Origin of the sequence: Nocardia sp. NPDC004168, from assembly GCF_040610355.1 — a bacterium.
In the GTDB taxonomy this organism is placed as follows: domain Bacteria; phylum Actinomycetota; class Actinomycetes; order Mycobacteriales; family Mycobacteriaceae; genus Nocardia; species Nocardia sichangensis.
This window is the reverse complement of the sequence record NZ_JBEXME010000027.1, coordinates 62,584-82,266: the sequence shown is the minus strand read 5'-3', so window position 1 is coordinate 82,266 and position 19,683 is coordinate 62,584. Positions and strand designations below refer to the sequence as shown.

Sequence of the window (19,683 nt, the reverse complement as noted above, 5' to 3'; positions counted from 1 at the left end):
ACCATCGCCGCCTCCCGCACGAACCACCCCGCCTCGACGATAAGCCACCCGCAGCAGCCGCAACAGGAAAAACGATCAGTTCATACACAGGCACTGAGGCCGCGTCAGGTGTCGAAAGGAGCGATCAACCCGATCTGTATGGCCAGAGCCGCGGCGAAGAAGAAATTGCCCCAGATCAGCTCGTGGTTGGTGGCAAGCCCGCGGCCGAAGTCGTAGCATCCGCCACCCAGCCTGCCCCCGGGTTGCGGCGCGCCGGGACCGCTCATGAAGTCCGTGGCAAGCCGTCGCGTGATCTCGGTGGCTCGCAGCCGCATCGCTGCGGACCGTGCTGTACGCGTTTGTGCTGCAGCAAGTTTCAGCAGCGCTACCGCCTCGATCGCGGCGGCCGAGGTGTCTGGTGGCGCGTCAGGATGGTTTTCGGCGGTTGGTACCAGGAGTTGATCGGCGTCGAGGAGTGCACAGGCATCGAAGAGGAATTCCGGGGACAGGTACCGGCATGCGTCGGCCAGTGCGAGCAGGAGCCAGGCCCTGCCTCGGCTCCATCCTCGCTGCGGTTGCGGCGAGGGAAGCCATGTGCCATCCGACCAGGCCCATGCCGGGGTGCCGATCGGTGTTGTCCGCCAGAGGTGCAGGTGTGTTGAGAGATGTTCGCGGGCGATATCCGGGCCGCGGGGGTCTTTGTCTGTGGCCAGAAGTGGTACTAGGCCGGGAATTCCGTCCACGCGAGCGAGGAGGCGTGGGCCACCGAACGCTGAACCCCATGGCAGTACACGGAGATTGTGATCGAAGTCCGAACGGCACTGGCGTGCGGCACTCTCGCGGAGCGCTGAGGCGCGGGAGTCTTCCCCGCGCCTGGTTGCCAGGGCTGTTCCGTACCAGAGAATCAACCCGCGGGTGGAAGTGTCCGATGTCACCCAGTCGGCCAGGCGTTGTGTCGTCTCTGCGGCGGCGTTGCGATGCTCGTGCCGACCGCTAGCTGATGCACGCAGCCACAGCAGACCTGCCCAGAAGCCGCCGGTCCAGGATCCGCGGGAGGTGGTTGTCCATTCGCCGGAAATGCTGTCGGCGTAGAGCGGAAACCGGGTGCCCACAGCGGCTTGTGTGCTCGATACGCGGTTCATGAGGGCATCGAATGCCTCGCACGCCCAATCCGTCACCATGTTGCGCCCCCGCACCATTCCGTCGTATGCAGCTGTTGAGCTGTACGTGATGAAAACTGCTGTCGCGGCGCACGTTTCGTGCATTCACAGCGGCGCTTGTCATGCATATTCCTCACGCCCGCTCCTCGACGCGGGCCTCACGATCGCGCACTGCCCACAACGCCGCGACTGCCGCCGCGACAGCGAATTCCACCGCGACCATCAGCCAGCTGTTGCTGTATCCGATCGAGGGCACCACGGTGCCGAAAAACGGCGGGCCTATCGCGAATCCGGCGAAGAACCCCGCCGACACCAATGCCGAGTTGCGTCCGGCTCGTCCAGGGGCCGAGCGCTGGATCACCAACACCATGGACACCGCGTTGCCCGCCATGCCGAAGAAGCCGACGGCAATCACCGCGATCCACACCACCCCGGTCATCAGGGCGGAGGCGGCCAGCAGCAGCGCCGCGATGCCGGATCCGAACGCCAATCCGGCGGGCAGGACGATTGCCGCGCGCGGGTTCCCCGCCACACGTGCCCAGCCGATGCGACCTGCGATGCCCGCTACGCCGAGCACGGCCACCAGGGTCCCCGCTGCCGCAGCGCCGAGGCCGAGCCGTCGTTCGCCGAACAGCGCCAAGTAAGTGTTGATCGATGCCATGGCGGCCCCCAGAAACAGGGAGTACACGGCCAGCCAGTACACGATGCCGTCGTTCCCGCGTGGTTGCGGCTTGTCACCGATGCCCGAGCTGGACGTGCCGTGATGCTGTCGCGACGGGTCGGCGGGCAGGGTACGCCACACCCACAGCGCTACTAGCAGCGCGATACCCGCCGCCGTCCACACCGCAGTACGCCAGCCCGCCGAAGCGGCCAGCGCGGTGAGCGGCAATCCAGCGGCGATGGCGCCGAGTTGGACACCGGATTGTTTGGCGCCGGTCACCCCTGCGCGATAGGTCGGCGGGATTGCAGCCAGGATCGCTTTGTTCGTTGCGGGGTTGGCCAGTGCCTGCGGCACGCCGCCCAGGGCCACCGCGGCGAGGAGGACGCCGTAGGCCGGTGCGGCGGCGATGGCGCCGAGGGCCGCACTGACGGTCAGCAGCAGCGCGATCAGGCATCGTCGTGGACCGAGCAGATCCACCGCGCTACCGGCCAGCGGCGACAGCAGCGCGGCTGTTCCGAAGCCCATGGTCGTCGTCAATCCCAATGCGGTGGTGGACATCCCGAGATCCGGAACGAGGCGCGGGCCCAGCGCGCCGAGGACGAACAATTGCAGCATGGAGAAGGCCATGGCTGCTGTCAGTACGCCGGTCACCGAGGCTGTCGTCATCCGGTCCCGTCCAACCGCGGGGTGTGTCTGCACTGCCGTCCTCCCAGCCATGCCACGCCGCCCATCAGCGGCCCTGAGGTCAGATAGTCGCGCGGCGTGCGGGTTCGGTTCCGCCAGCAGGCGAGTAGCGGAGCCCGGCCCTACCGATCGGAAGCGTCGGCGACGCGGTGGCGTTCGGTCCACCGATGTCGGGAACTTTCCGTCGGTGCGATCCGACCACTATGCGCGAGCTGTTTCCTCTGGAGGGCAGTACTTTCTGGTCGGAGGTCGGGTGGATCCAACGGTGGACGTGAATCGCGGAGATGTCCGTTGCATTGGGATCGTCGCGGTGGTGGTGTCGCTGACGCTCGTCACCGGCGCCGTGCTGGCGATGGGTGAGGTTCCTTACCGCGCGGCCGGCACGACGTATCCCGGGCTTGCGTCCGCGTTGGGCTACGCGCTGTTGCGGACGGTGGCCGCGCTCGCGGGCGCGGTGGCGCTCGGTTCTCTGGTCTACGCGGTGTGCTGTACGCGGGTCTCCGCACAGGGGCGGATCCTGGTCGACGGCTATGCGGGCTTGCGGCTGGCCGAGCGTGCCGGCCTGGTCTGGTTCGTCTCGGCGCTGGTATTGATACCGGTCACAGCAGCGGATGTCGGTGGGTTGAGCCTGTCGGGCCTGGTGCGCGCGGGCGCGCTCGGAGCGTTACTCGATGCGAGCGAGAAACCCAAGGCATGGGTTGTCGTCGCCGCGCTGGCCGCTGTGGTGAGTCTCGGTGCACGGCTGACGTTGTCCTGGAGCGGGGTCGTCTTTCTGACGTTGGTGGCGGCTGTGGGCGTGCTGCCGCCCGCGTTGGTCGGCAACGCGGGTGAAGGGCCGAACCACGATTACGGCACGGGCGCGATGATCCTCTTCCAGGTCGCGGTGTCGGTGGGGCCGGGGTTGTTCTGGTGTGTGGCCGAGCAGCTGCGGCGCGGTGGTTCGGACACGGCGGTCGCAGTTCGGCGCGCCGTGGTCATCGGGATGCTGTGCACGGTGACCGCGGCGGCCGGCGGTCTGGTGCTCGTACTCGTGCTGTTACCGCGGTCGTGTGTGCTCACGACCGGATACGGACGGTTGGCACTGTTCGCGGGATTGGGGCTCGTCGCGGCGGGGTGGACGCTGTGGCGCTCTTACCGCACCCGGGTGCCGGATGATGGGAATGTATTCGTATACGCCTGTAGCGCAGCGCTTTCCGTAGTGGTGCTGAGTGTACTGGTGGCGATGGCGGTGCAACCGGCGCCCGCGTTCGCCGACCGGTCGTTCACCGCGCAGGAGGTGTTCCTCGGTTTCGAACTGACGGATCGGCCCGCCTTGTGGCGGCTGCTGGCGTCGTGGCGTTTCGATTTCGTGCTCGGGACGGCGGCGTCGGTCGCGGTTGTGGCGTATGTCCTCGGCGTGTGGCGTCTGCGTCGTCGTGGGGACCGCTGGTCGCGATGGCGCACTCTGTCATGGATGGGTGGTTGTCTAGCGCTACTGATCGCCACGTCCTCGGGCATCGGCACCTACGGTCTCGCGATGTTCAGCATGCACATGATCACGCATATGGCTTTGAACATGTTCGTCCCGGTGCTTCTTGTGCTCGGCGCGCCGGTGACGCTGTTGCTGCGAGCTCTTCCGTCGGCGGCGCGGGGCGCGGTGCACGGGCCGCGCGAGTGGGTGCTGGCGCTGTTGCATGCCAAGCCGACCGCTGTCCTGGCTTACCCCGGCACAGCGATCGCGCTGTTCGTGGTCTCCTTGTACGGGCTGTATTTCACGACGCTGTTCGAGAACCTGACCCGCTACCACTGGGGTCACGTCCTGATGAACGTCCACTTTCTGATCGTCGGGTACCTGTTCTACTGGGGCATCATCGGCATCGATCCGGGTCCGCGCAGACTGCCTCATCTGGGGCGGCTGGGGATGCTGTTCGCGGTGATGCCGTTCCACGCGTTCTTCGGCATCGCGATCATGTCGATGAATTACGTTGTGGGCCAGCGGTTCTACGGCAATCTCCAGTTGCCGTGGGCGATCGATCTGCTGGCGGATCAGCACGCCGGGGGCGGCATTGCCTGGGTGTCCGGTGAGGTCCCGATTCTGCTGGTGGTGGGCGCGTTGCTGACGCAGTGGGCGGCCCAGGATCGGCGCACCGCGGTGCGCACCGACCGCAAGGACGACGAGTACGGCGATTCCGACCTCGCCGCTTACAACGCGATGCTGGAGCAGCTGGCACGCAGCCGTAGGTGATCTTGCCCGAGCCGTTTGACCAAGATGCCCGGTACCCGATCACCCGCCCAGCCGCGCTCGGCGCAGGCGCAGGCTGTTGGAGACGACGAAGAACGACGAAAAAGCCATCGCCGCGCCCGCGATCAGAGGGTTCAGCAAACCCAGCGCGGCCACCGGGATGGCGACGATGTTGTAGCCGAAGGCCCACACCAAGTTCCCTTTGATGGTGCGCAAAGTCGCGTGCGCCAGCTCGATCGCGTCGGTGGCCGCGGCGAGGTCTTCGCGCACCAGGATGACATCGGCGGCGGCGATCGCGACATCGGTGCCCGCGCCGATCGCCATGCCGAGGTCCGCGGTGGCCAGCGCCGCGCCGTCATTGATGCCGTCGCCGATCATGGCGACTCGATGTCCGCGCTCCTGCATCTGTGCGATCAGCTCGACCTTGCCTTCGGGCAGTAGCTCGGCCACCACCTCGTCGATGCCGATCTCGTCGGCGACGGACTGCGCGGCATACGCGTTGTCGCCGGTGAACATGAACACGCGCAGACCGAGTCGATGCAGTCGGGCGACAGCAGGAGCCGCGCTGTCTTTCACGGTGTCGGCCACCGCGACGAGCGCGACGGCGACCCGGTCCACCCCGACCAGCACAACGGTGCGGCCGACTCGTTCCTGACGGCGGAGCTCCCGCAGTAAGGCCCGGGGCACGTCGATGCGCTGTTGGTGAAAGAGACGGAGCCTTCCCACATGCACTTGCGCACCTTCGACGATGCCGCGTGCACCCAGTCCCGGTAGTGCCTCGAAGGATTCGATCGTAGGCAGGGTGTCGTGGATTTGTCGTGCATGCCGGGTGATCGCGGCCGCGACCGCATGTTCGGAGGCCGATTCCACGGCCCCGGCCAAACGCAGCACCTCGCCGTCGGTGCGCGTGCCCTCGACGGTTACGGCGACGACGCTCATCACCCCGTGGGTGAGGGTGCCGGTTTTATCGAGCACCACGGTGTCGACGTCGCGAGTCGCTTCCAGCGCTGGATGACCCTTGATGAAGATGCCCAGCTGCGCACCACGGCCGGATGCCACCAGCAGCGCGGTGGGTATGGCCAGGCCCAGCGCGCACGGACAGGCGACGACCAACACCGCCAGCGCTGCCGCGGCCGCACGCTCACCTCCGCTCCCGGTCATCCACCACACGCCGAAGGTCACGCCTGCGAGCAGGAATACGCATGGCACGAAGACCGATGACACACGGTCGGCCACGCGCTGCATGCGCGCCTTACCGGTCTGAGCCTGCTCGACGAGCCGGATCATGCCCGAGAGTTTGGTGTCGGCACCGACCGCGGCGGCCTCGACGATCAGCCGCCCGGTCAGCGCGGTGGTGCCGCCGATCACCGCCATACCCGGCGTGATGTCGACCGGAAGGGATTCGCCGGTCATGGCGGAGGCGTCGATGCTGGATTCGCCCGACACGACCAGTCCATCAGTGGCGATCGTCTCACCTGGCCGTACCACGAATCGCTGACCCTCCACGAGTTCGCTTATCGGGATGCGCATCTCGCGCTCGTCGCGGGTCAGCACAGTGACTTCGCGGGCGCCGAGTGCGGCCAGTGCCCGCAAGGCGCTGCCCGCCGAGCGCTTCGCCTTCGCCTCGAAGTATCGCCCCGCGAGAACGAACGCGGTGACGCCCGCGGCGACTTCGAGATAGATGGCGTCGCTGGCCCAGATCGCAGCCCACACTCCGTCCGGCGCGGTTCCGGTCCGGGATGGGTGCAGATACATCGTGTCCAGCGACCACAGGGTGGCGGTGACTACGCCGACCGAGACCAGGGTGTCCATGCTCGCGGCGCCGACTTTCGCGCCCGTGAACGCGCGCCGGTGGAACGGCGCCGCCGACCATAGCACGACGGGCAGGGCCAGCGCGGTGAGGATGAACTGCCAGCCGGGAATTCTGGTGGACGGCAGAGTCGCGAACATCACCGACAGGTCGGCCAGAGGGAAGAACGCCATCAGGGCGACCACGAGGCGGCGCAGGAGGTCCTTGACCTCGGCGTCCTCGGGGGTGGCGCTGATCGCCTCGGTGTGGTCGATGATGGGTGACGCGCCGTATCCCGCGGCGTCGACTTCTGCGCAAAGGTCTTCGGCGGTGACATGGTCGGCGGCATCGATCGTGGCGACTCCGGTCGCGTAGTTCACCGATGCGGTGACGCCGTCGACTTTGTTCAGCCTGCGTTCGACTCTGTTCGCGCATGCGGCGCAGCTCATTCCGGTGACGGCGAGAGAGATCCGGTTGGGCGCGTGGGTTGTGGAGTCGAGCTCGATGGTCATGTGAGTCCCTCTTATTATGCGGCGGGATCTTGGGTCGAGCGGAGATGATCTGCGCGTCTGCCCAATCGGGCGCCTGTGGGCAGGACGAATTCAGTGGGTGCGCGGTCGCCGACCGGAGGAGAGGTGTCAGGTCGTCGCGTGCGGTGGACGATGGTGACCAGTGCGAGCGCGACGACCAGTACGCCGTGCGACGCGACGCGCGGCAGTGGCACCACGCCGGAATGCAGGTCGGCGACAACGAAGGCGCTGAGTACGGCGACGACTGCGGCGAGCACGGGCAGTATTCCCGCGGCCGCCGATGGACGTATCGCACAGGCGAGCAGTCCGACCCCGATGGCCAGGTTCCACGCGGTGCTCTCGTTGAGCAGGTGGCGAGTCATTTCGGCACCGTGGTGGCTCATTCCGAAGTCGAGGCCTGCGATTTGGGCCAGTGCGAGGGCGACCTGCACGACACCGAGCGCGCCGAGCAGCAGTCTCGTCAGCTCGACCCGCGAACTCGGCACGATTGCGCGCAATGTCGAGGAGACCGATCGCCTCGGCCGTTGCAGTTCGGCTGCGGCATAGATCACGTCGGTGAGGTCGGGTGCGCGCGACCGGCTCCCGCGCACGAGCTTCGAAACCTCCACGGCCGTGAGGTACCAGGAACAGCACTCTCGGCACTGCTCCAGGTGCTCATCCACCCGCGTCGAGGGGACGGCTTCGGGCTCACCGTCGATCCGAGCCGACAGTGCTGTCCGGCAAACTTCGCACTCCACGTGCAGATTGTCGTCCACTCCGACACTCGAGTTCCCCGAAGGCCGCGATTACCGTCCCGCGGGAAACCGCAGCCTCAGAGTGGACTCGGCTCGGAGGCGTGTGTGGCGCCGATCCAGGGCAAGAGTTGGTAGATCGTTTCGTCGGTGAGGCGGTAGCGCATGAAGCCGGTCTCGTGCCCTGGCGCGTCGTCGGATGCGGTGTAATCGTGCTGACCGACCCGCCTGAAGAGCCGGAACACGAACCCTTCTTGTTCACGTGGCGGTAGATGGTGGGCCGGGTGACGCCGACCCCGTGCTTCCAACTCTGGAGGTGGATAGCCTCCATCGAGAACGGACGGCTGATGGGAGTGGACGTGAACATCGAGGAAATGCTGGACCGGCTCGGCTCGGTGATCGGGCCGCCGCCTGTGGGCGGAGTGGTATGAAGCCTCTGCGACCTCTTCACAACTCAATGGCTGGGCGGGCGAGCGTCGGGTGCCGGTCCGTGAATCACCCTCTACCAGGGCACATCCCGAATTTCGTTGGATTCTCGGTGAGTCCGGAACCCCTTCCAGGGGCATACGAGCAGGTCAAATAGGGGATAGCACCAACAGCGAGCCCGGTGGCTGAGCATTTGTCCCCGAGTGATGGGTCAGAGTGCTTGGGTCGTGTAGAGGGCGGCGGTCGCGATGGCCACGCCGCCGAGGGTGAAGCGCAGTGCGGTTTCCGGTAGCCGGGGTTGCAGGTGTGCGCCGAGGTATCCGCCGGCCAGCCCGCCGATGCCGCAGCCAAGGCCGATGATCCAGTCCGGGGCGATGTCGGTGCCGCCGGTGGCGACGGCGATGCCGACGTAGGTGGCCGCGCCCGCGATCGAGGTGATCAGTGTGGAGGTCAGCGCCGCCGGTGCGAGTTCGGCCAAGGGGACGCCGCGTCCGGCCAGGATCGGGCTCAGCAGCGATCCGCCGCCGATGCCGTAGATTCCGCCGACGACGCCGACCACCAGCGCGAGAGTGGTGATGGACCGGTCCGACGGGCGCGGCTTCTCGGTGCGGGGACCATTGGCGGTGCGCAGGCACAGCCACGTCCCCAGCGCCAGCAGCAGCGCTGCCGCGACGAGCTTGAACGTGGCCGCGGTGGGCAGGGCGAACACGCGGATGAGCGCGCCGGTGACGACGCCGGGCAGGGTGCCGATCAGCAGGATCCGGGTCAACGGGCTGCGCAGGGAGCTGCGGCGGCCGTAGCGCAGCAGCGCGCCGGGGATGGACACCACGTTGAACAGCAGGTTCGTCGGTGTCACGGCAGGGCTGGGCACTCCGAGAACGCTGAGCTGGATCGGCAGCAGAAACACCGCCCCCGACACCCCGACAGGCGTGGTCACCACCGACACCAGCAACCCCGCCGCGAACCCCGACAGCACCGATCCCAAATCCACACTCGGACTATCGCAGCCGACCGCTCGGCTCGCCCGCCCGGAACGCGGTGAGGCCTCCGGACCTGCGCCGACTCGGGAATTTACGTCCGGCCAGATATTCCCAACCGTGGGATTCGACGTACTCCGAACTACAGTTCGAACGCCCCGAATCCGAAGAGGTTTGTCGATGACCCGCACCACGCCACCCCGAGCCGTGGATGTCGCAGCCGCGTGTCCCGCACTGGCGCCGCTGGCTCGTCCCGCGACCCGGCTCCACCCGCGCAGCGGCACACCGACGGTATACGACAGTTCGATCGGCGGTCCTTTGCTGTGGCCGACCAACGAACCGTGGCCGCACTGTCACGGGCCTCACAACTGGGACTTCTTAACCAACGCGTGGAATCCCCACGAGCTCAACCCGTTACAGTCGCTGGTGGATGCGAAGCTGACGCGACACGATCCCGAACCGTGGCCGTCGGTGGCCGATGTCCCGAGTGCCATGTTGTCGGCAGCGCCGCGTGACATCTGGGAATTCGAAGTCAGCGGGTGGGATCTCGACAACCTCAACCTCCCCCCGTCTCAGCCGTTGGCGGGTCGGTGGAAGCCGACGGCCCATGCCCCGAATGCCATGTTGCCGGTGGCGCAACTTTATACGCGTGACGTCCCGGGGTTACGTCCGCCGCCGGGCAAGGATCTGCTGCAGATACTCTGGTGCCCGTTGGACAACGCCGATGCCATGCCCGAGACCGCGCTGGTGTGGCGCACCGCCGCCGACGTCACCGACTTCCTGAATAACCCACCGATACCGGCAGCGGTGGAATACGGCTACGACTACATACCCTTGCCGTGCACGGTGGAGCCGGAACGCATCATCGAATACCCGAGCGACTTCGAAGAACTCGGCGGCGAGCCGCTGGAGCAAATGCGACAGTGGGCCAGTCGGCAGCACACCGGGATCGATCCGGATGACATCGAGAGCTGGTTCATCGACAACATATGCGTTGCACCCGGGTGGAAGGTCGGCGGCCATATCCGGTGGGGCACCACGGACCCCTTTCCACAGCCATGCCCCACCTGCGGTACCGAGACCGAACCGCTGCTCACCATCGCCTCGTCCGAATGGGACGCCGGAACCCACAGCTGGATACCCTACGAAGATCAGGCCCTCGCAGGGGATTACAGCACAACCACAGGCCCCGACGTCACAATTGCTCGCGGTTACAACATGATCCTTCGCGTCTGCCCAATCTCACCCGATCACCCCCACATCCAACTGATGCAGTAGGCCCGTACCAATGGCCGACCAGTCAGCCCGAAGGCCACTGACACATCGCCCGCCGTGACATCGACATCCGCGAGAAGACCCTGTCGCGGATAGTCTGCGAAACCTGCGCCCGCTGAACCGATCACACGGCCATCACCGCCCCGTCGGTTCCGGTCACCCGCCGGTAGCCGTGGTTCACGGCTGGGTCCTGGAGCTTAGATGCGGGGTTGTCTCCACCGCTCCTGCTCTCGTGTGGCCTGCGGTCGGGTTGTTCCGGTTCGGTGGGCTCTGACCCGTAAATCTCGTAGTTGTCATAGGGATCGTGTTCGATGCCGGTGTCTGCATCCAACCCGACACGATCCCACTGCCATCAAGAAGGAGGTCGAACTCCGCTTCGCCTTCGGTTACGACCCGGGCGAATTCCGCGACACCCTGCACATGCTCGCCGACGGCCACACGGGTCATGGTGGCAGCGAGAACGGCTGCTGTGCTGAGCATTAGCGGAAGTCAGCTGCCTTTCAACAGCACATCGAGGTCGATGCCGTCGGCCATTGCCCGATAACCCTAGGGGTTCGGATGCAGCCCGGCCGGCACCCACGCGGCGGAGATCCTCGCGCTTCCCTTCACCATCCACGGCCTGACCTTGGCGAACCGCATTGTGATGTCGCCGATGACCGGCACGCACTACCCGGGCGGAATACCTGGGCCGGACGTCGCGTCGTACGCCACGACGCGGCCTCGGACGTGGGTCTCATCGTCCCCGAGGCACCTACGTGGGCCACCGATCCGCTGGCGGCAGCGAGCATGGATCCGGCCCGCTACCCGGCGGCCAGAAAAAAACCGTGGCAGGTCAGCTCGCGAAGGCGCATTTGGTGTGGCATCTCAGACGTCGGCGAGGACGCCCGAGCGCCTTCGGTGACCGGCGCTCAGCGGGCGAGCGATGCGACGACGAGGTAGGTCACCGCCAACAGGGCGGTGACGATGGCCGGGATCATGTCGGCGAGCTTGTCCTTGGTCCGGACGTGGGTGATGAGCGCCCCGACCATCAGCAGCACGATCGCGACCCCAGCGAGCCGGCCGATCGGATGCCAGCCGATACCGATCAAAAGCCCTGCTGCACCGACGATTTCCAAGGCCCCGATGACTCGGAAGCCGGACACGCGGATCCCGGCGTGGGCTGCGCGTTCACGCATGGCCTGGACGGCGAGCACCTTCGGTGCTCCCACGGCGATCATCTCGAGCGCCAGCAAGGCGGCTAGGACAATTGATGCGATCGTCATCGATCGCTCCTTTTCTCTCAGACGTGTTGGTCTCCAGCGCGCGGTAGGCGTGCCACTCGAATCCGGGCGAGGAGAACCAGTCCTCGCTCAGCACCAGGAATGGATCGGTCCACTCCCGCCGCGTGGGTCTCGGCACCGCCGCAGCGCGGTCGGCAATCGACGCTTTCCGCACGATCGTCGACGGGTCCTCGTTGACGTGCCCCAACACCAGCTTCAAATGTTGACGTCCATCAATATAATGCGCTTTATTGATTACCGTCAACATTTGGTGATGGGGGGCTACGCATCAGGTGCCCATCGCGGGGCACGGCAGCGTGAGCGAGCAGTGCGCGACCACGCCGAGTCGGGTGGACGAAGTCATCGATGAGTGCGCCGGCCCAGGTTGGTCGGCCGTGAATCCTGTCCAGATGCTCAGTTGTCGGGCGCTGTGATCAGGTGATCGAGCGAGCCCTGCAGGCGGCCGCGCCGGATAGGACGCAGGATTCGGGGAATTCCTGGACGATCTCGACATCGAGGGCATCGAGCCGTTGCAGAAAACGGGGCAGGAAACTGGGCGTCACCTTCGTCGCAGTTGCCCTCGCTGGTCAGGCGCCGCGGGCTCGGAGCCCGGCCACGACCATGCCGGCGACGAATTCGGCGTGCCTGCGAACCGCCGCGGGGTCGAGCGGATCGAGTGGGTTCAGCCTCGCCGCCAGCGGGACCAGACTGAACGGCGCGGTAGCGCCGTGCGCAACCAGGAAATGTACGGTGCGGATGTCTTCCTCGGCCAGCACGCCGCGGTCGACGAGCACCTTCAGCGGCGCGGTGATCCGGTGATACAACGGTCCGACGTGCGCGTCGAACAGATACGTCAGCCGAGGCCCCTCGGTGGCGCCTTCGACCGTGACCAGCCGCAGGATCCGTGGGTGGGTGGCGTGCAGTTGAAGGAATTGCACGATCGTCACGCGTACCGCTTCGAGCAGGTCGCGGTCGGCCAACTCCGCATCCACGCTCATGTGGTCGGCGATCTCGCCGAACGCCCAGTCGACCGTGGCGTACCACAGCCTCTCCTTGGAGCCGAACCGCTGATGGACGAGGTTGTGGCTCACTCCGAGCTCGCGATTGAGCGCCGCCACCGAGGTGCCGTCGAATCCGCATTCGGCGAACACTCTCAACGCCGCGGCCAGGATATCGGTCAACGAGGCTGGTGACAGCTCGGCCGGTGGTCGCCCTTTTCGTGTCTGCGTCGCCATCCGCCCAGTTTAGGACAGCATGTTGACGACCATCAACTTGTATGGTTTATTGATTGCCATCAATTTTTATGACGCGGACACATGGAGGTGGCCGATGCGCAGAGAAGAACAGATAGTCGGCAACACATTCGCCTATCGATTCGCTGATCCGGCCGCGGACCACGTGCTGCTGGTTCAGCACGGAATCGGCGGCCACGGCGGCATCTACGACAATTTCGCCGCACACTATGCCCGGTGTCTGGTGCATGGATGCTCCCGGCCACGGCCGCTCGTGCGTGGACCGGCGTGCCGGCCAGTTCACCATCGAGGAGTGGATCGAAGCGGCACTGCGGCTGACCGATCACATTCGTGCCGCCACCGGGCTGCCGGTGTTCATCAAGGGCTCCTCGCTCGGCGCGTCCGCCGCCTACGGCGCCTACGGCGCCTACGCCGCGTCGCAGGATTTCGCGGGCGCGATTCTGATGGGATTCGCCATCCCGTCCTCACCGCTGATCCCGACCGAAAACGCCTTCCGCACACAGGCGTTCGATCAGATGGTCGCCCTGTTCGGTCCGGCGCTGCGTTTCGATATCGACCAGTACATCGATTTCGACACCGACTACGGGTTCCGCGGCGCGGGCAAGCAGAAGCATCAGGATCCGCTCAACACCTGGACCTACGACCTGGCCTCGTGGGCGTCGATCCTGCGCTACGACCCGGCCGTGCCGTTGTCTGCCAACACCAAACCGATCCTGTTCGCCGTCGGGGAGAAAGATCCGATCTTCACTCCCGCCACGGCCCGGGCCGTCGTCGACGCCACCACCGGCCCCGTCGAACTGCACATTCACCCCGAAGGGGTGCACCAGCTGATGTTGTTCCACACCGCCGACTACGCCGATGTCGTGCGGACCTGGTGCCACAAGCAGCTGCTCGACTCCGCCCCCGAAAAGGACTGACCATCATGACCGCCACCCAACCCATCGGTGTAAACCACCTGGCGATCGCCACCCGCGACATCAAATCTCAGATCGCGTTCTTCACCGATGTCATCGGCCTGCCGCTCAAGGCGCTGTACCGCATGCACGGAGCCGAAGGCGCCTGGCACGGGTTCGTCGAACTCAACCCCACCTCCTACATCGCGTTCGTGTACCACCCCGACAACCCCGACACTCGCGAGCTCGGGGTCACCCACGCCGCCGAACCGACCGGACCGGTCGCGCCTGGTGCCATGCAGCATGTCGCACTGCATGTACGCGATCTCGACGAACTGCTGAGTTTGCGCGACCGCATCCGCAGTCGAGGGATCGTCGTGCTCGGCCCGATCGACCACGGGTTCTGCCGGTCGCTCTACCTCGCGGGCCCGGAGGGTCTGCTTGTCGAACTCACCACCGGCGACGCCATCGACGACCGCGCCTGGATCGACCCGGAAGTGGTCGAGATCAATGGCATCAGCGCCGAGGAACTCGAAACCTACAAGCACCCCGCACCATTCGCCCGACCGGCTGAGCCGGTGGCCCAACCGGCCTACGACGAGACCAAACCCCATATGGCCTATCCCGACGAGGTCTACCGGCAGATCATCGCCATGCCTGACGAGCTGGTGTGGCAGATGGCCAGCCAGACCGATCCGCCGGTCCGCCTCGACTGATCGCAGCGACCCCATGGCCGACCGTGCACCGCACCGTCCCCGCGGTGCACGGCCCACCCGACCGAAAAGGACATCCGCCCCTCTCATGAAGCTCGCCAATCTCGACGGCCGTGCCACGCTCGTCACCGATACCGGCATCATCGACCTCGCCAACGCCTCCGACGGCGTCCTGCCCAGCGATCCCGATCAGGCCGTCGCGCACATACGGCAGATCCGCGCTTGGTTCAGCGGCAATCGGCCCCGTGTCGATGCCCGTGTGACGGGCGCGCAGTTGCTCGCCGATCTGACGCGGCTCGGTCCGCCGGTGCGTGCGCCGCGCCAGATCTTCGCCGTCGGGCTGAACTACGCCGACCACAGTGACGAAACCGGGCTCGCCCTGCCCGAAAACCCCCTGGTGTTCACCAAATTCGCCTCGGCGATCACCGGCCCCGGTGACGTGATCCCGTTGCCCACCGGCACCTGCGACTGGGAGGTGGAACTCGTCGCCGCGATCGGTGTCGGCGGACGTCACATCGCTACCGAACAGGCCCTCGACCACGTCGCCGGATTCTGCATCGGTCAAGACATCTCCGAGCGTCGATCACAAATGGCCGGCACCCCACCGCAATTCAGCCTCGCCAAAAGCTACGAGCGGTTCGCGCCGATCGGCCCGTGGCTGACCACTCTCGACGAACTCGACGACCCCGACGATCTGGCCATCGAAGCCGTCCTCGACGGCGAGACCGTGCAATCGGGCCGCACCAAGCAGATGATTTTCGACGTCGCCGCGCTGGTCTCCCACCTGTCAGGCATCTGCGAGTTGTTCCCCGGCGATCTGATCTTCACCGGCACCCCGGCCGGCGTCGGCTATTCCCGCACCCCGGCACGGTACCTCGCCCCGGGCAACATGCTGCGCTCGACGATCGAGGGCCTCGGCGAGCTGCGCAACCCCTGCACAGTCGCATAGCGACGCGAAGACCTCGACAGACCGGCAACACGGGATGCAAATGCGGCCAGTCACGCCTTCTCCGTCCACACCTGGGTCGCGCCGTGTGCCTCGAGTGCCGACCTCGAACACGTTGTCATGAACGGAATCTCGATCGACATCGCCCGCGGCGAAGGGCACACGCTCGGTGGTGAGGACCCTGTCGCTGGCATCGCGGGGACGGCGGCACACCAGCGCCCCCTGGTGACCGGCACTGCCGACGTTCGCGAGTATGGAGTATCCCCATGCCGAGCACCTGCCGTGCTCGTCCGCGGTGGAGAGAGTCATCGCGTGTGGCTTCGTTCACTCCTGCGGCGACCGCAGCCAGGAACCATTCGCCGGCCGGGACACGCGACGCGTGACGGCTCGCTTCGATGCCTTCTTGTCGGCATACGTTATTTCCGGGAGCGTGCGAGCGGTTACCGTCCGCCACGGCGGCGGTTCCGTCTCAGTGACCAGTGATCAAAATCGACGACAGTTCGCCGGATCGGGGGATTCGGATATGTCAGGGGGCTGCTTTCGATCGAATTCTCGGTGAGTGGTCAGTTCGTGGTAAAGGCGGTGAGGTCGCCGGTCAGCACGCCGTCCCGGATCGGCATGCAGGTGTGCGGGAATTCCTGGACGACCTCGACACCCAGGGTGTCGAGACGATCGAGCAGTTCGGGCAGGTGCTTCATGGCGCCGGTCGGCAGATCGTGGATGACGACCAAGCTCCACTGCTGGTTGCTGATCTGGTCGAGACAGCGCCGCACCCACCGGTCGGGCTCATCCCAGTCGTGCGGGATCGCCGACCACAGCACGCAGGTGTAGCGGTGTCGGCACAGGTAATCGATGGCCGGTGTGCTGAACACCCGGCGGCTCAGCACACCACCACCGGCGTAGGGACGGAACAGTTTGCCCGGATGCGCCAAAGGACCCAATAGCTGCTGGGCCGCGCCGATCTCGCGGTCGGGCAGATCAGGATCGTCGCTGTCGCCGAACTGCACCGAGTGGCTCATAGTGTGGTTGCCGATCCAATGTCCCTCGCGGGCAGCGCGTTCCGCCAGCGCACGTTCGTCCTCGCCGACGAGCCGATCACCGATGACGAAGAAACTCGACTTGATACCGCGCTCGGAGAGAACGTCGAGCACCTCGGCCGTCGCCTCGGTCGGCCCGTTGTCGAAACTGAGGGTGAGCTTCACGCGATAGTCCCATCGTTGTTCCAGGCACCCCGGGCGCGCAGTCCCGCCACGATCATGTCCGCCACGAACTCCGCGTGCTGCCGCACCGCATCCGGACCCATGGGGTCGAGGGGGTCGAGCATCCGTGCGAACGGCACCTGGCTGAACGGCGAGGTCCCCCCGTGCGCGACCAGGAAATGCAGACTGCGCACATCGGCGCTGGTCATCACCCCGGCATCGACGAGCACCTTCAGTGGCGCGGTCAGTCGCGTGTAGAGCGGTTGCACGTGCACCTCGAACAGGTAGTCCAATCGAGCGCTGGCCGCCGCGCCCTCCACTGAGACCAGGCGCAGGATGTCGGGGTGGCGAGCGTGCACCTCGAGGAATCGCACGATCGCCAGGCGCGCGGCGTCGAGAACGCCGACCGCGGCCAACTCCAACTCCAGATCGAGTTCCTCGGCGACCGCGCTGAAGGCCCGGTCCACCGCCGCGCGCCACAGTCCCTCCTTGGAACCGAAGCGCTGATGGATCAGATTGTGGCTTACGCCCAGCTCCCGGTTGAGCGCGGCGACGGAGGTGCCCTCGAAGCCCTGCTCGGCGAACATCGCCAGCGCCCGAGCCAGGATGTCGTTCGTCGCGGCGGGTGATTCCTCCGCCGACGAGGGGCGCCCGCGGCGCTTGGCAGTGGTCATGCGGCCAGTCTAGAACAAAATATTGACGACCATCAATTTTTCCGTCTAATCTGGGTTGTCCCAGTTAGTTGATGGTCATCAATTTTAGGAGGATGGACCATGACACGGCAACGTAGCCGTCGACCGCGTGCGCAGCGATCCGCGCTTCGGCCATTCGGTGTGCTGGCGACCCTGGGCGGGACCGGGCACAACTGGTTCGAACGCTGGGCCGGGGTCGGGGTCTTCTTGGAACCGTGGCTGGGCAGGCGGGCCACCAACGTCCTGTGGTCAGTGGCACCGGCCTTGCTGCTGCGCAGCGCTCGTCCGCGCGGGCGAGCCGACGAAGCGGTACTGGCGTTCAATGCCGGGGTATCGATCGCATCGGTAGTGGTCCACTTCGTGGACTGGCCGTGGTCGCGCCGACTGGGCATCTTCCCTTGGCTGGATGAGGCCGAGGGCATGGAGCAGAATCTGCTGCCTCCCTACAACACGGTGCTGTGGCTGTGGGGAATCGGCGGCGTGGGGGCGGTCTTGGCCGAGACACGGCGCGCCGACCTGAAATTCGTCGCGGCCGGTCTGCTCACCGGGCCGCTGCTGCTGGCATCGGCGCGCCACCACTTCGCCTGGGCGCGCGAACAGGCAAACCACACCTCCGGTGAGGACGGCCAGTGGAGTTCGGCGTTCATCGACACCCCGGACCGGACCGAGTCCGGCCGGCCCGGATCTGTGCTCGACGTACCGCGTTCCTGATCTGCCCGCCACCTCGCCGCGAACACGGTGAGCGGCTCGACAACGGCACGGCGACCTCCGGAAGGAGACGGCGACGAAACGTGAAGAACACATCATCGGCGACAGCTTCGTCTAGCGATACGCCGACGCCTCGGCCAATCCGCGCTCGAGCCCGCGACCGGCGGCTGCGAACGCAAGCGTAAGATCCTGCGCGTCCTGTTCGTGATGGCCGATGGGAGGTCGGTGAGCCAGTGGATCCCGCGCTCCGGCTCAGTCGGGCTGCCCCGGGTCCCTCGACGCTTCGGACGTCTCGGATCTGCAGTCCCCCTGGCCTGCGATGCGCAGGCTCGGTCGACTTCACCACCCGCGAAACCTGGCGCGAGGCTGTCTCGGAACTGACCGCCAGGGACAACGACGTCCACTTGGACCTGTCCGGCCTTACGTTCATCGACACTTACGGAACCTCGATTTTGGTAGAAGCCGCCACCCGATCCTCGGAGGTTCGGCGAATCGTGGTACATCGGCCCCCGGCGATGATGCTTCGGGTACTCGCGGTGTTCTGGCCCTCTCTACAGACGATCGAGGTAGTGCACACATGAGCTTGCCTGGCGTTACCGACCCATTCGTGCACCCCGCGCTGTTCTACCGCGACACGGCGGAGTACCTCGCGGGCACCCTCGGCTTCATCCGCCAAGGACTCGAGAACGGCGAACCGGTCGCGGTGGCGGTCCCCGGTCCCAATCTGTCGCTTCTGCGCACTGCACTGGGCTCCGACGCCGCCTCGGTCCAGCTGATGGACATGACTGTCGAAGGCCGCAACCCGGGCCGCATCATTCCCGGCGTGCTTCGCGCCTTCGCCGACAAGTACCCCTCCGGACGCGTGCGAATCATCGGCGAACCGATCTGGGCCGGACGCTCGTCGCTGGAGTATCCAGCCTGCGTTCAGCACGAGGCTCTGATCAACGCGGCATTCACCGGGCGGGAAGTGAGCATCCTGTGTCCCTATGACACCGAGCGTCTTTCGACCGAGGTCTTGAACGACGCGCACGCTACCCACCCTGTGCTCATCGATCACGCGGGCCGGCGAACGAGCAGCGCCTACGACCCCGACCACATCGTCGACTTCTACAACAGAGAACTGCCCTCCCCACCCGCGGCCTCCGCAACCGTAGCCTTCGACGCGACGTCGCTGCCCCACATCCGGCGCCTGGCCATCGATTACGCCCGCGACGCCGGCATGCCCGAGCACCGCGAGATCGATCTCGAACTGGTGATCGCGGAGACCACCACCAACTCGGTCGTCCACGGCGGTGGGCACGGCAGGCTCACGATGTGGGCCGAGCAGAATCAGATCCGCTACCAGATCAGCGATCAAGGACACATCACGAATCGCCTCGCGGGCCGCCTGCCCGCACAGTCCTATCGCCCAGGCGGCCGCGGGCTGCTGATGGTCAACCAGCTCACCGACCTCGTCCGAATCCACACCACCCCGCACGGCACCACCATCCAGCTCCACTTCGGCTTGGATCGCGATTCGCCTTAGCCCGCGCTCTGCACCCGGCGGCACCGTCCGTGCGCACCAGCACCTTGCGGCGCGCCGACGCC

The 19,683-nt window shown here is 66.2% G+C and carries 19 protein-coding genes and 2 pseudogenes; 9 read left to right on the top strand and 12 right to left on the bottom strand.

All coding sequences use genetic code 11. The annotated features are described in order from the left end of the window. Positions 1-104: 104 nt before the first annotated feature. Together ABZW96_RS31360 and ABZW96_RS31355 are read right to left on the bottom strand one after the other, a co-directional pair. Positions 105-1,121: a hypothetical protein gene (locus ABZW96_RS31360; protein WP_355079573.1), complete on the bottom strand. Its 1,017-nt coding sequence runs from the start codon at positions 1,119-1,121 to the stop codon at positions 105-107. 151 nt (positions 1,122-1,272) lie between these two features. Beyond that, entirely contained in the window at positions 1,273-2,466 is a 1,194-nt protein-coding gene (locus ABZW96_RS31355; RefSeq protein WP_355079571.1) for an MFS transporter, read from the bottom strand. Positions 2,467-2,797: 331 nt separating this feature from the next. On the opposite strand from ABZW96_RS31355, the gene ABZW96_RS31350 reads away from it, so the two are divergent. After that, entirely contained in the window at positions 2,798-4,708 is a 1,911-nt protein-coding gene (locus ABZW96_RS31350; protein ID WP_355079569.1) for a cytochrome c oxidase assembly protein, read from the top strand. A 39-nt stretch (positions 4,709-4,747) separates the two neighbouring features. Here the strand turns inward: ABZW96_RS31350 and ABZW96_RS31345 are convergent, their stop codons facing one another. From ABZW96_RS31345 to ABZW96_RS31325, 5 genes and pseudogenes are all read right to left on the bottom strand, one after another. After that, positions 4,748-7,006: a heavy metal translocating P-type ATPase gene (locus ABZW96_RS31345; RefSeq protein WP_355079567.1), complete on the bottom strand. Its 2,259-nt coding sequence runs from the start codon at positions 7,004-7,006 to the stop codon at positions 4,748-4,750. A 14-nt stretch (positions 7,007-7,020) separates the two neighbouring features. Continuing rightward, positions 7,021-7,632, bottom strand: a complete 612-nt coding sequence (locus ABZW96_RS31340; protein ID WP_355079577.1) for a hypothetical protein — start codon at positions 7,630-7,632, stop codon at positions 7,021-7,023. 33 nt (positions 7,633-7,665) lie between these two features. Beyond that, positions 7,666-7,761, bottom strand: a pseudogene (locus ABZW96_RS31335) (zf-HC2 domain-containing protein); the annotation flags it as partial. Positions 7,762-7,835: 74 nt separating this feature from the next. Continuing rightward, positions 7,836-8,000: a hypothetical protein gene (locus ABZW96_RS31330; RefSeq protein WP_355079565.1), complete on the bottom strand. Its 165-nt coding sequence runs from the start codon at positions 7,998-8,000 to the stop codon at positions 7,836-7,838. A 392-nt stretch (positions 8,001-8,392) separates the two neighbouring features. Then, positions 8,393-9,172 (bottom strand): sulfite exporter TauE/SafE family protein, encoded by a 780-nt coding sequence (locus ABZW96_RS31325; RefSeq protein WP_355079563.1) that lies wholly within the window; start codon positions 9,170-9,172, stop codon positions 8,393-8,395. A 166-nt stretch (positions 9,173-9,338) separates the two neighbouring features. Here ABZW96_RS31325 and ABZW96_RS31320 point away from each other — a divergent pair, with 166 nt between their 5' ends. Then, positions 9,339-10,436, top strand: coding sequence for a hypothetical protein (locus ABZW96_RS31320; protein WP_355079561.1), 1,098 nt, complete (start codon positions 9,339-9,341; stop codon positions 10,434-10,436). Between the two features lie 313 nt (positions 10,437-10,749). Continuing rightward, a pseudogene (locus ABZW96_RS31315) lies at positions 10,750-10,868 on the top strand (alcohol dehydrogenase); the annotation flags it as partial. Between the two features lie 473 nt (positions 10,869-11,341). Here the strand turns inward: ABZW96_RS31315 and ABZW96_RS31310 are convergent. The 3 genes from ABZW96_RS31310 to ABZW96_RS31300 all read right to left on the bottom strand — a co-directional run bounded on the left by ABZW96_RS31310 (position 11,342) and on the right by ABZW96_RS31300 (position 13,174). Then, on the bottom strand, positions 11,342-11,695 hold the full coding sequence (locus tag ABZW96_RS31310; RefSeq protein WP_355079559.1) for a DoxX family protein: 354 nt from the start codon (positions 11,693-11,695) through the stop codon (positions 11,342-11,344). Positions 11,696-12,279: 584 nt separating this feature from the next. Then, on the bottom strand, positions 12,280-12,927 hold the full coding sequence (locus tag ABZW96_RS31305) for a TetR/AcrR family transcriptional regulator (RefSeq protein ID WP_355079557.1): 648 nt from the start codon (positions 12,925-12,927) through the stop codon (positions 12,280-12,282). A gap of 46 nt (positions 12,928-12,973) precedes the next feature. Beyond that, complete coding sequence (locus ABZW96_RS31300) at positions 12,974-13,174, bottom strand: hypothetical protein (RefSeq protein ID WP_355079555.1); 201 nt, start codon at positions 13,172-13,174, stop codon at positions 12,974-12,976. On the opposite strand from ABZW96_RS31300, the gene ABZW96_RS31295 reads away from it, so the two are divergent. The 3 genes from ABZW96_RS31295 (at position 13,173) to ABZW96_RS31285 (ending at position 15,500) form a co-directional block, all read left to right on the top strand. Next, positions 13,173-13,862, top strand: a complete 690-nt coding sequence (locus ABZW96_RS31295; protein ID WP_355079554.1) for an alpha/beta hydrolase — start codon at positions 13,173-13,175, stop codon at positions 13,860-13,862. The two genes, ABZW96_RS31300 and ABZW96_RS31295, sit on opposite strands and share 2 nt — an antisense overlap. A gap of 5 nt (positions 13,863-13,867) precedes the next feature. Then, positions 13,868-14,554, top strand: coding sequence for a VOC family protein (locus ABZW96_RS31290; protein WP_355079552.1), 687 nt, complete (start codon positions 13,868-13,870; stop codon positions 14,552-14,554). 85 nt (positions 14,555-14,639) lie between these two features. Then, a complete protein-coding gene (locus tag ABZW96_RS31285; RefSeq protein ID WP_355079550.1) occupies positions 14,640-15,500 on the top strand; it encodes a fumarylacetoacetate hydrolase family protein in 861 nt (286 codons plus the stop codon). 560 nt (positions 15,501-16,060) lie between these two features. Here ABZW96_RS31285 and ABZW96_RS31280 read toward each other — a convergent pair. After that, a complete protein-coding gene (locus tag ABZW96_RS31280; protein ID WP_355079548.1) occupies positions 16,061-16,699 on the bottom strand; it encodes a polysaccharide deacetylase family protein in 639 nt (212 codons plus the stop codon). Beyond that, positions 16,696-17,370: a TetR/AcrR family transcriptional regulator gene (locus tag ABZW96_RS31275; protein WP_355079546.1), complete on the bottom strand. Its 675-nt coding sequence runs from the start codon at positions 17,368-17,370 to the stop codon at positions 16,696-16,698. Before ABZW96_RS31275 ends, ABZW96_RS31280 begins: the two co-directional genes overlap by 4 nt. 99 nt (positions 17,371-17,469) lie before the next feature. Between ABZW96_RS31275 and ABZW96_RS31270 the strand changes: the two genes are divergently transcribed. The 3 genes from ABZW96_RS31270 to ABZW96_RS31260 all read left to right on the top strand — a co-directional run bounded on the left by ABZW96_RS31270 (position 17,470) and on the right by ABZW96_RS31260 (position 19,621). Continuing rightward, on the top strand, positions 17,470-18,099 hold the full coding sequence (locus ABZW96_RS31270; RefSeq protein WP_355079544.1) for a hypothetical protein: 630 nt from the start codon (positions 17,470-17,472) through the stop codon (positions 18,097-18,099). Positions 18,100-18,329: 230 nt separating this feature from the next. Beyond that, complete coding sequence (locus tag ABZW96_RS31265; protein ID WP_355079542.1) at positions 18,330-18,677, top strand: STAS domain-containing protein; 348 nt, start codon at positions 18,330-18,332, stop codon at positions 18,675-18,677. Continuing rightward, a complete protein-coding gene (locus tag ABZW96_RS31260) occupies positions 18,674-19,621 on the top strand; it encodes a sensor histidine kinase (RefSeq protein ID WP_355079540.1) in 948 nt (315 codons plus the stop codon). Before ABZW96_RS31265 ends, ABZW96_RS31260 begins: the two co-directional genes overlap by 4 nt. Positions 19,622-19,683: the final 62 nt, after the last annotated feature.